Here is a 10,441-nt window from a genome sequence, read left to right as displayed (position 1 = left end):
CGCCACCGACGAGAACTCGCCGGGCCGGGGCGCTGGTACAGGCCAAGCCCCCCGCCCCAGGTGGGGGGCGTAATCGCACCGTACAGATTCGGTGGAGATTCCCTCCAAGCGCACTTACCCTACGGTCAGAAGCCCGCCCCCCAGCCTCTCTCCGGGACCCTCCTCCCGCCTCTGACCTGGAGCGATACAGCAAGGCACCACTTCCGTCCGCTCCCTGCCGCCGGACAGCTCACTGGGATACCGTCACGGCGCCGTACGGAGCGCCACAAGGAGCAGGTCATTGCGCGAGTTCACTGTCCGACCCATGGCGTCTGCGCCCCATGTGGGTGGGCTCGCGGACGTCGTATTCGATCATGCGATCACCGATCCCGGCCGGGTCGCGCTCGGCCGCAAGGGCGCCGACGGCGTGTGGCGGAACGTGAGTTCGGCCGAGTTCCGCGACGAGGTACTCGCCCTGGCGAAGGGGTTGCTGGCGCACGGCATCCGGTTCGGCGACCGGGTCGCGATCATGTCCCGCACCCGGTACGAGTGGACGGTCTTCGACTTCGCGCTCTGGTCGGTCGGCGCCCAGTCCGTACCGGTCTACCCGACGTCCTCCGCCGAGCAGGTCTTCTGGATGCTGTACGACGCCGAGGTGACGGCCTGCGTGGTCGAGCACGAGGACCACGCGATGACCGTCGGCTCGGTGATCGACCGGCTCCCCCGCCTCAAGCGGCTGTGGCAGCTGGACACCGGAGCCGTCGCCGAACTGACCGGCGCGGGCGCCGAGATCGACGAGGACGTGGTGCACCGGCACCGGCGAGCGGTGACACCCGACTCGACCGCCACGGTCATCTACACCTCGGGCACCACCGGCCGCCCCAAGGGCTGTGTGATCACGCACGCGAACTTCATGTTCGAGACGGACACGATGATCGCCCGCTGGGAGCCCGTCTTCCACTCCAAGCGCGGCGACGAGGCATCGACGCTGCTCTTCCTGCCGCTGGCGCACGTCTTCGGGCGGATGGTCGAGATCGCCGCGATCCGGGGGCGGGTGAAGCTCGGCCACCAGCCGGTGATGCGGGCCGGTGAGCTGCTGCCGGATCTGGCCGCGTTCCGGCCGAGCTTCATCCTGGCGGTGCCGTACATCTTCGAGAAGATCTTCCACGCCGCGCGCCGCAAGGCGGAGCGTGAGGGGAGGACGGGGCCCTTCGACAAGGCCGTGGACGTGGCGGTGAGGCACGCGGAGGCGATGGAGCACCGGGCGTTCGGGCTCGGCCCCGGCCCGTCGACGGGGCTGCGGATCCAGCACCAGTTCTTCGAGAAGGCCGTGTACTCGAAGGTGCGCGACGCCATGGGCGGCCGGGTGCGACACGCGATGTCGGGCGGTTCGGGGATGGACCGGCGGCTCGGCCTGTTCTTCGAGGGCGCCGGTGTCACGGTCTTCGAGGGGTACGGCCTGACGGAGTCGAGCGCGGCGGCGACGGCGAACCCGCCGGAGCGCGTGCGGTACGGGACGGTGGGCCGGCCCGTTCCCGGCACCACCGTGCGCATCGCGAAGGACGGCGAGGTGTGGCTGCACGGCCCGCATGTCTTCGGGGGCTATCTCAACGATCCGAAGGCCACCGACGCCGTGCTGCGCGACGGCTGGCTCGCCACCGGCGACCTCGGCGCGCTCGACGAGGACGGCTATCTGACCATCACCGGGCGGAAGAAGGAGATCCTGGTGACGTCGGGCGGCAAGAGCGTGTCGCCGACAGGACTTGAGGAGCGCGTACGGGCCCATCCGCTGGTCGCCCAGTGCATCGTGGTCGGCAACGACCGGCCCTACATCGCCGCGCTGGTGACCGTGGACCAGGAGGCGGTCGAGCACTGGCTGGCGATACGGAACAAAGGACGGCTGCGCCCGGCGGACCTGGTGCGCGACCCGGATCTGGAGCTGGAGGTCCGGCGCGCGGTGGTGGCGGCCAACACGGCGGTGTCGCAGGCCGAGTCGATCCGTACCTTCCGGATCCTGGCGCATCCCTTCAGCGAGGAGCACGGTCTGCTGACACCGTCGCTGAAACTCAAGCGCAAGGCGATCGAGACGGCGTACGCGGTCGAGGTGAACGCGCTCTACCGCTGAGCGGGAGTACGCGGGAGCGGGAATGCGGGAGGGCCCGTGTTCGTTGTCCCCCTGAGAACCAACCGACGACGTAAGGATCGACCGCACGTGAGTATGGTCCCCTCCCTCACCCTCAACAACGGCGTCGAAATGCCCCAACTGGGGTTCGGTGTCTGGCAGGTCCCCGACGACGAAGCGACGCGGGCGGTGAGTACGGCCCTGGAGGCCGGCTACCGCAGCATCGACACGGCCGAGATCTACCGGAACGAAGAGGGCACGGGCAAGGCGATCGGCGCCTCCGGGATCGCCCGCGAAGAACTCTTCGTCACCACCAAGCTGTGGAACTCCAAGAAGGAGACCTGGACACGCGACAGCGTCCTGCGCGCGTTCGACGCGTCCCTGTCGAGGCTCGCTCTCGACCATGTCGACCTGTATCTGATCCACTGGCCGCGCGCCATGCGGGACGACTACCTCACCATCTGGCGCGCGTTCGAGGAGATCGCCGAGAGCGGCCGGGCCAGGGCCGTCGGTGTGTCCAACTTCCAGCCGCCGCAACTGCGGCGGCTGTTGGACGAGACGTCGGTCGTGCCCGCGGTCAACCAGGTGGAGCTGCACCCGCAGTTCCAGCAGGCCGAGGTGCGCGCCGTCGACGCCGAGCACGGCATCGTGACGGAGGCCTGGTCGCCGCTGGGCTCCGGCAAGGGGCTGCTGGAGGTCCCGACGGTGCTGGCGATCGCCCGGAAGCACGACAGGACGGCCGCGCAGATCGTGCTGCGCTGGCACCTCCAGCTCGGCCATGTGGCGATCCCGAAGTCCGTGACACCGTCGCGGATCAAGGAGAACTTCGACTCGTTCGGCTTCGAGCTGGACACCGAGGACCTGGCGGCACTGGCCGCCCTGGACTCCGGCACGCGGCTGGGCGGGGACCCGGACACGTTCGACATCTGAGCCGCGGGTGTCCCTACCCGCCGGACGGGCTTCGGTCCGTCCGGCGGGTGAGGGCGGCGGGGCCGTCGAGCTCGCGGCCGAGCGGCGACAGTCCCGTGAGCGGGCGGACCATGCCCAGCGGCACCGCGCAGTGGTTGCGGCCGAAGCCCACACCGAGGGCCATCACCACGGTCCCGGCGGTCACCAGCGCGGCCGATCCGGGTGTGCCGCGCCGTACGACGGCGGCCGGGACCGCGAAGACGATCAGCCCGCCGAAGACGATCCGCGCAGGTGCGGGTGTCGTGGACAGGGCCCCGGGTCCGGCCCGTCCGGCCCGTCGGGTTCGTGCTCGAACTGTCGCGGCGGCCGGGATTCCCGTCACTCGGGACGGCAGCCGAAGGCCGTCCGGGGTTATCCCCCGGTCACCAACTCCGCTTTCCCCACGCGGTGTTCCTGTGGGCTGATGCCCCGTACCCGTTTGAACGCCGCGCTCAGCGCGAACGAGCCGCCGTAGCCGACCTCCCGGGCGATCGATTCGACCGTCGCGTCCGTCTCCCGCAGCCGGTCGGCGGCCAACGACAGCCGCCAGTCGGCGAGATACGCCATCGGCGACTCCCCCACCAGGGCGGTGAAGCGCCGGGCGAGCGCGGCGCGGGAGACCCCGCACTTCGCCGCGAGAGACGCGACGGTCCAGGGGTGGGCCGGTTCGTTCTGGAGCAGCCGCAGCGCCCGGCCCACCACGGGGTCGCCCATCGCCCGGTACCAGCGGGGCGCCGCCGCGTCGGGGCGGGAGAACCAGGTGCGCAGCGCGGCGATCAGCAGCAGGTCCAGCACCCGGTCGAGGACGACGCTCTGGCCGGGGTCGTCCCGTGAGATCTCCTCGTCCAGGACCGGCAGGAGCGGACAGTTCCACGCGTCGGCGGGCAGGTGGACCACGTCGGGCAGCGCGTCGAGCAGCCGCCGGCTGACCTCGCCCGCCATCTGGTAGGTACCGACGAGCATCGTCGACGACCCGTCGAGGGCGTTGCCCCAGGTCCGCACGCCCAGCCGCATGGACTGCGCGAGCGGTTCGCCGTGCAGGGTGTGGCAGGTGCCGCCGGGGCCGATGAGGGCGTGCGGCGTGCTGCCGGGGGCGTCGGTGACGGTGTACGCCTCCGGGCCACGCACGATCGCGATGTCGCCGGGGCGCAGCGGGACGGGCGCCCGGTTCGCGTGGACGATCCAGGCCTCGCCGCGGGTGACGCACATCAGGCAGAGCGGGGCGTGGTCCTCGATCCGTACGGACCACGGCGGTTCCATCACCATCCGCAGCAGGAAGGCCCCGCGGGCACGGGGTCCGTCGAGAAGTCCGGCGAGAACGTCCATACCGGCCAGGTTAGGGCCTGTCCTCGGGCCGTCGCCGGGCCGTCCTCGGGCCGTCGCCGCCTCAGCCGGCGGCGTGCGAGGGCGCGATCTCCTCGACCCGTACGGCCAGATCGAAGTCACGGTCGGTGATGCCGCCCACGTCGTGCGAATTCACCGCCACGTCGACGGTGTTGTAACCGAGGGTGAGATCGGAGTGGTGGTTCAGCTCCTGCTGGATCGCCGCGACGTGCACGACCATCGCCGTCGCGGCGAAGTGGTCGGCGAGCCGGTAGCTCCGGGTGAGTCTCCCGTCTTCCACGGACCACTCGGGCAGCGCCGCCAGCCGGTCCTCGATCTCCTGCGGTGTCAGCGATTCCTGCGCCATGGCTCACTCCTCACGAGGTCCGCCGGGGACCCTCGCCAGTTCGGGGGACGCGGTGTCGAGCGGCACCGTGTAGGAGCGTACGAGCCCGAGCTGCACGGACTGCCGGGGCAGTACGGCGTCGAGCATCCAATCCGCCGCGACCCGCACCCGGTTCCCCGGCATGGCCGCCAGGTGGTAGCCGCGGGTGACGGCCCCGGCGAGGGCGCCGGAGAGCGGTACCCCGAGGGGGTTGGCCGCGGCCTTGACCCCGCCGAGGTCGACGAGGAAGCCGAGGTCGTGGTGGGCGTACGTCTGCCGCTCCCCGTACCCGAGGGACGCGGCCACGTTGCGGCCGGCCACCTTGCCCTGGCGGGCCGCGTGCTGCGCGGTCATGGGGGTGTACCGGCCGGGCCTGGTCAGGTCGGGTACGGCGGCCGCGTCCCCGCACGCGAAGACCTCGGGGTGGCCGGGCACGCCGAGCTGCGGGTCGACGAGCAGCCTGCCGCGTTCGACGGGCAGTCCGACCTCGGCGACCAGGGGGTCGGGCCGTACGCCCACGCACCAGACGAGGGTCCGGGTCTCGACGAAGTCCCCGTCGTCGAGCTGGACGCCCTTGGGGGTGGCCTCCAGGACCGAGGTGCCGGTACGGACGTCGACGCCGCGTCCGCGGAGCACTCGGGCGGCGGTGCGGGAGAGTCTGGGGTCCAGCTCGGGCAGGACCCTGGGCGCGATGTCCAGGAGCAGCCAGCGGGGGGTCAGTCTCCTTTCCCAGCCGGGCTGTCCGCGGATCAGGGCGTCGGTGAACAGCTTGCCCTGGGCGGCGACCTCGGTGCCGGTGTAGCCCGCGCCGACCACCACGAAGGTGGTGCGCGTGGCGCTCTCGGCGGGGTCTGCGGCGGCGGCGAGTTCGATCTGGCGGGTGACGTGGTCGCGCAGGTACAGGGCTTCGGGCAGGCCCCGGAAGCCGTGCGCGTACTCGGCGACGCCGGGGATCGGCAGGAGCTTGTTGACGCTGCCGACGGCGAGGACGAGCCGGTCGTACGTCAGCTCGCCCCGCTCGCCCTCGGGGCCGGTGTACCGCACGAGCCGGTTGTCCAGATCGATGTGCCGCGCCTCGCCGAGTACGAGGCGTACGCGGGGCAGCGAGCCGGGGAGGGGGACGGTCACCCGGCGCGGTTCCAGGATTCCGGCGGCCACCTGGGGCAGGAGCGGCAGGTAGAGGAAGTAGTCGGTGGGGTTGAGCAGGACGACTTCGGCCTCGTCCCGTACGCGCCGGGAGAGCGTACGGGCGGCCTCGAAGCCGGCGAATCCGGCTCCGACGACGACTGTGCGGGAACGGCTCACGTTCGACTCCGGACTGTGCGTATCGGGTCGTACGGACTGCTGCCCCCTCCCTCATTATCCTCCCGTCCGCCGGTACTGCGACATGATCTCGGCGGGCGTCAGCGCCCGGTCGAAGAACATCAGGTCGTCCATGCGGCAGTCGCAGGGATTGCCCTCCTGGGTGTTCTGCGGATAGCTGCCGCCGATCTTGATGCCGCGCGGATCGGTGGGCGACGCGGCGTCGGGTTCGGGTGGTCCTTCCACCGCCCACGGGTCGCCGGGCACGACGTACCGGCCGGGCAGCGGGCGGCCGTCGTGGTACAGCGCCATCGTGCCGGTGTCGAAGTCGAACGTCGCGGCGAGGGACACCCAGGTGTCGGGCGGCAGGATCCGCCGCCAGTCGGCGTCGGCGGCGAACGTCTGTGAACTCCCGCCGTCCAGGCGGCGGCCGAGCGCGACGACCTTCATCTCCCCGTCGACCGTGATGAGTTCGAGCAGGGCGCGTACGTCGTGGCCCTGCGAGGTGCCCGAGAGGATCCCGGCGAGGCCGATCGCGTTGTAACGGTCGTCCGGGTCGGGGGTGTTGGAGTTGGGCGCGGGATTGTCGGCGGTCATCCGGAACCAGCCCATGACGGTGGCCTGTCGTGCTCCGTTGAAGGCCCCGAGGGTCGGCACCCCCTGCGGGCCGTACACGCCGGCCTTCCAGTCGTCGGTGCTCGCGGTCGCGGGCGAGACCTGGCGCGTACGCAGGACACGGCCGTGCCGCTCGTCGTCCCTGACCCGTGCCCGGTCGCCGCCGTTGACCAGGTCGAGCGTGGTGCCCGAGCGGCCCCGGTCCCGCTCGCGGGCCGGGTCGCCGGGGACGGGGTGTTCGAAGTCGTACGCGGCGACGGGGCGCGGCGGATGCGCGGGCCCGCCCGGACTCGATGTGCCGTCCGCCGGGGCGAAGGCCGTGACCAGCAGCATCGTGGCCAGAGCGAGGGTCGGGGCGATCCGTCGCCTGGGAGTGTCAGCGCGCATCGGTCACCTTCCAGATCGTGCCGTTGGCCTTCGCGAGGACGTACAGCTCACCCGCGCGGTCCGTGCCGAACCGCAGATCGACCCGCTTGTCGCCGGCCAGCGCCGCCATCGAGGTCGTGGCACCCGCCGCGTCCAGGACCTTGAACTGGTGGACCTCGGCGAGCGGCCCGCCGCGGCGCATGTCCGCCACGTCGGAGTAGAAGATCCGGCCCCCGACGCCTTCGCCGTAGACGTACTTGCCCCGCAACTCGGGGATCCCCGCGCCCCGGTAGACGAAGCCGCCGATCAGCGCGTTGCCGCTGTCGGCGCACGGTGTGGCCGGCGGCGGGACGTGGTCGAAGGCCGCGACCGGATACGTGTAGCCGTACTGCTCGTCGTTGTCCGGGAGTTGGTAGACGCCACAGGTCGGGTTGCCCTCCTTGCGGAACTCGAAGGGGCCCTCGCGGTCGCTCCAGCCCAGGTTGTCCCCGGCCCTGACGTCGTACACGGACTCGATGCGGTGCTCCCCGATGTTCCCGACGAACATCTGGCCGCTGCCGCCGGAGTCCCAGCTGAACCGGTGGGGGTCGCGGAAGCCGTACGCGTAGATCTCGCCGAGCACGTACTGCCGCTGGACGAAGGGGTTGGACGGCGGGATGCCGTACTTGCCGCCGGGGCCGTTGCGACCGTTCGGGTCGATGCGCAGGATCTTGCCCTGCGGTACGTACAGATCCTGCGGCACCGAACTGCGCCAGCCCGCTCCGCCGTCCCCGGCCGCGATGTAGAGCAGACCGTAGTCCTCGTCCCCGGGGCGGGAGTTGGGGTTGAAGTTGATCTCCTGGATGTCGTGGATGGTGCTCTGGAAGCCGAGCCGCATCACCTCACGGCGCGAGCCGGTGAAGGTGGCGGCGGCCGGGTCGTCGGCCGTCCACTCCGTGACCACGCTGTGGACGACCGTGACCCCGCCCGACGGCAGGTCCGGGCGTTTGGAGAGCGCGCCCCTGGCCTCGGTGTGGACGGTGTAGAGCTTGCCGTTGTCGGCGAACTCCGGGTGGAACGCGACGAATCCGAAGCCGCTGCCGAGCCCCTGGTGGGACCAGAAGTCGGGGCCGAAGGCCGCGCCGACGTCCAGGTATTCGGTGGGCGTGCCCGCGCTGTCCAGCAGGTGCAGCTTGCCGTTGAGGTCGGGGACGTACAACCGGCCCGATCCGTCGGGGACTTCACCGACGAAGTTGATCCGGGCCCAGCGCTTCAGCCGGTCGTCGGTCGGTGGCGGTACCGGTGCCGACTTGGGGAGCGTCGAGAACTCGTCAAGAACCAGGCCAATTTCGGAGAGTGTCGGATCGGGCAGCGGATCGGCGATCGGCCCGTCCTCACGCGCGGCGGCCGGCGGCACGAACAGCGCCATCAGCAACACCCCCGCCGCGATGGCCAGTCGGCTTCTCCCTGTTGTTCCGGGCTTGGGCATCCCGCTCACCTCATCGGCTCGGACGTACGGCTCGGGCATTCGGCCCCCGGCCGCGTAGAAAGCGCTTCCAGCGAAGTATCCGCGCCAAGTTGCAAACGAGGAAGAGGCGCGGCAAGGGGCTCGGAGCGAGCAAAGTGGCGCGCACACCGATTTCGGGCACAACAGCCCCATGAGACGGTCAAGTCGGTAGGGGTGCGTGGGGAGTCGGCCTCCAATGGCGGTACTGTGCGCGCGCGCCGTCATCCTGGACGGCGCGGTCAACGCGGAGGATTCAGTGACTGTATTCAACAGATCGTGGCGACGCCCCGGGGCGCTCGTGACGGTCGCGGCGGCGAGCGCGCTCGGTGTCGGTCTCTTCGTCGCCCCGGCGGTGGCGCACACCCCGGCCTGGGCCGTGACCTGCTCGGAGGTGAGCGTCGATCTCGTCAACTACACCGCCGGCAAAGAGAACACGGTGACCCTGACGGTCGACGGCAAGGACCTGCTGCCCACCGAGAAGTTCGGTGGCGAGTTCCACAAGAAGATCGAACTGCCCAAGCACACGAAGGAACTGTCCCTCCACCTCGTGGTGGTGGACGGTTCGGGCAACGACGGTTCGCTCGACGACACCAAGACCGCGCCGGTCTGTGAGGGCACCGAGCCGGAGCCGGAGCCGACGCCGTCCACGACGCCGCCGACGGACGAGCCCGAGCCCACGCCGACCGAGGCGAAGCCCGAGCCGAGCAAGACGAGCGCCGCGGCCGAGGTTCCCTCGTCGCAGCCCAGCCCCGCCGGTGACGACCTCGCCGAGACGGGTTCCTCCAGCACCACGCCGCTGATCGCGGGCGCCGCCGCCGTCATACTCGTGGCCGGTGCGGGCATCACGTGGGCCGCGCGCAAGCGCCGCGCCGTGGGGCACTGACCCACCGCGCGACCATCGCTGACAACTGCCGTCAGACGGCGGGCACAACCGCCGACGGACGCAGAACCGCCGTCGGCCGACGGGCACCTGAGTGCCCGCCGGCCGGCGGCGGTGCCGTTTCCCGGGGCGCGCGAGCCGTCGCGGCGCGGGGGACGACCCCGTCAGGGCTTGGCGGACTTGGCGACGCCCGGCAGCCGCTCCAGCAGCCCCCGCAGGTCGTCCGCGTGCTCCTCCTCCTGCGCGAGCAGATCCTCGAAGACCCGGCGCGTGGTGGGGTCGCCGTTGCCCAGCCACTGCGCGATCTCCGTGTAGGACGCGATGGCCACCCGCTCGGCCACCAGGTCCTCCTTGATCATCTCGATCAGGTCCATGCTCGCGTCGTACTCCGCGTGCGAGCGCTTGGTCAGGGTGTCCGGATTGAAGTCGGGCTCGCCGCCGAGCTGCACGATCCGCTCGGCCAGCTTGTCCGCGTGCTCCTGTTCCTCGCCCGCGTGTTCCAGGAATTCCGCGGCGACCGGCTCCGCGTACAGCCCCGTCGCCGTGTAGTAATGCCGCTTGTAGCGCAGGACGCAGACGATCTCGGTGGCCAGCGCCTCGTTCAGAACCTGGATGACACGCCCGACATCCGCCCCGTAGGCGTCCGTCACGGGACCCTTCTCGATCTCCTTGCGCGCGCGGTCGCGAATCGTCTCGATGTCGGTGAGGAATTCGGCCATGACCGTTTACATCCTTTCTTTCCGGCTGCTGTCGGCGCTGTCGCCGCTGTTGTGCCGACGGGCCCTCAGAATTCGCCGGGCCTGGATTTTCCGGTCTCCCCGCGGGCTCCTGTCGAGATACGACTCCGCCGCGCGAATCGCCTCATGGGCGGTGCGGTGCCCCATCAGCACGCACAGGGTGTAGGCGACGTCGTCCAGCCGTCGCCGGCGCACCGAGTTGTGCGGCTCGCGCAGGACCAGCCGCTCCCAGGTCCGGTAGCGGCGCAGCAGCTGGGCGAGCCCGGCCTTGTCCGGCAGAAGCATGCTCTTCTCCCGA

General features: G+C 70.9%; 11 protein-coding genes. 3 read left to right on the top strand and 8 right to left on the bottom strand.

The features are described from left to right. Positions 1-304 precede the first annotated feature (304 nt). Together P3L51_RS06135 and P3L51_RS06130 are read left to right on the top strand one after the other, a co-directional pair. Positions 305-2,104 (top strand): AMP-dependent synthetase/ligase, encoded by a 1,800-nt coding sequence (locus tag P3L51_RS06135; protein ID WP_354604020.1) that lies wholly within the window; start codon positions 305-307, stop codon positions 2,102-2,104. Between the two features lie 87 nt (positions 2,105-2,191). Then, positions 2,192-3,031 (top strand): aldo/keto reductase, encoded by an 840-nt coding sequence (locus P3L51_RS06130; protein WP_354604019.1) that lies wholly within the window; start codon positions 2,192-2,194, stop codon positions 3,029-3,031. Positions 3,032-3,044: 13 nt separating this feature from the next. On the opposite strand, the gene P3L51_RS06125 is transcribed toward P3L51_RS06130, so the two are convergent. The 6 genes from P3L51_RS06125 to P3L51_RS06100 form a co-directional block, all read right to left on the bottom strand. Further along, positions 3,045-3,392 (bottom strand): hypothetical protein, encoded by a 348-nt coding sequence (locus tag P3L51_RS06125; RefSeq protein WP_354604018.1) that lies wholly within the window; start codon positions 3,390-3,392, stop codon positions 3,045-3,047. Between the two features lie 29 nt (positions 3,393-3,421). Continuing rightward, complete coding sequence (locus P3L51_RS06120; RefSeq protein WP_354604017.1) at positions 3,422-4,375, bottom strand: AraC family transcriptional regulator; 954 nt, start codon at positions 4,373-4,375, stop codon at positions 3,422-3,424. A 61-nt stretch (positions 4,376-4,436) separates the two neighbouring features. After that, a complete protein-coding gene (locus P3L51_RS06115) occupies positions 4,437-4,739 on the bottom strand; it encodes a 4a-hydroxytetrahydrobiopterin dehydratase (RefSeq protein ID WP_354604016.1) in 303 nt (100 codons plus the stop codon). A gap of 3 nt (positions 4,740-4,742) precedes the next feature. Continuing rightward, positions 4,743-6,062: an NAD(P)/FAD-dependent oxidoreductase gene (locus P3L51_RS06110; protein WP_354604015.1), complete on the bottom strand. Its 1,320-nt coding sequence runs from the start codon at positions 6,060-6,062 to the stop codon at positions 4,743-4,745. A gap of 54 nt (positions 6,063-6,116) precedes the next feature. Then, a complete protein-coding gene (locus P3L51_RS06105; protein WP_354604014.1) occupies positions 6,117-7,061 on the bottom strand; it encodes a LamG-like jellyroll fold domain-containing protein in 945 nt (314 codons plus the stop codon). Beyond that, positions 7,051-8,508 carry a PQQ-dependent sugar dehydrogenase gene (locus P3L51_RS06100; protein ID WP_354604013.1) on the bottom strand — a complete coding sequence of 486 codons (1,458 nt, stop codon included), beginning with the start codon at positions 8,506-8,508 and terminating at the stop codon, positions 7,051-7,053. The genes P3L51_RS06105 and P3L51_RS06100 overlap by 11 nt, the downstream gene beginning before the upstream one ends. Before the next feature lie 274 nt (positions 8,509-8,782). On the opposite strand from P3L51_RS06100, the gene P3L51_RS06095 reads away from it, so the two are divergent. Next, positions 8,783-9,409, top strand: coding sequence for an LAETG motif-containing sortase-dependent surface protein (locus tag P3L51_RS06095; protein WP_435594387.1), 627 nt, complete (start codon positions 8,783-8,785; stop codon positions 9,407-9,409). Positions 9,410-9,570: 161 nt separating this feature from the next. Here P3L51_RS06095 and P3L51_RS06090 read toward each other — a convergent pair whose 3' ends face one another. Continuing rightward, positions 9,571-10,125, bottom strand: coding sequence for a ferritin-like domain-containing protein (locus P3L51_RS06090; protein WP_354604011.1), 555 nt, complete (start codon positions 10,123-10,125; stop codon positions 9,571-9,573). Positions 10,126-10,131: 6 nt separating this feature from the next. Beyond that, positions 10,132-10,428 (bottom strand): DUF5133 domain-containing protein, encoded by a 297-nt coding sequence (locus tag P3L51_RS06085; RefSeq protein ID WP_354604010.1) that lies wholly within the window; start codon positions 10,426-10,428, stop codon positions 10,132-10,134. Positions 10,429-10,441 lie beyond the last annotated feature (13 nt).

The organism is Streptomyces panacea (assembly GCF_040560175.1).
GTDB lineage: Bacteria > Actinomycetota > Actinomycetes > Streptomycetales > Streptomycetaceae > Streptomyces > Streptomyces panacea.
Note: the sequence above shows the minus strand (reverse complement) of the source record. Positions and strands in the feature narration are given on the sequence as shown.

Excerpts from the sequence above, each read along its gene's own strand:
- P3L51_RS06135 (WP_354604020.1), top strand. The coding sequence starts at position 305 with ATGGCGTCTGCGCCCCATGTGGGTGGGCTCGCGGACGTCGTATTCGAT.
- P3L51_RS06120 (WP_354604017.1), bottom strand. The coding sequence starts at position 4,375 with ATGGACGTTCTCGCCGGACTTCTCGACGGACCCCGTGCCCGCGGGGCC.
- P3L51_RS06115 (WP_354604016.1), bottom strand. The coding sequence starts at position 4,739 with ATGGCGCAGGAATCGCTGACACCGCAGGAGATCGAGGACCGGCTGGCG.
- P3L51_RS06105 (WP_354604014.1), bottom strand. The coding sequence starts at position 7,061 with ATGCGCGCTGACACTCCCAGGCGACGGATCGCCCCGACCCTCGCTCTG.
- P3L51_RS06100 (WP_354604013.1), bottom strand. The coding sequence starts at position 8,508 with ATGCCCAAGCCCGGAACAACAGGGAGAAGCCGACTGGCCATCGCGGCG.
- P3L51_RS06090 (WP_354604011.1), bottom strand. The coding sequence starts at position 10,125 with ATGGCCGAATTCCTCACCGACATCGAGACGATTCGCGACCGCGCGCGC.
- P3L51_RS06085 (WP_354604010.1), bottom strand. The coding sequence starts at position 10,428 with ATGCTTCTGCCGGACAAGGCCGGGCTCGCCCAGCTGCTGCGCCGCTAC.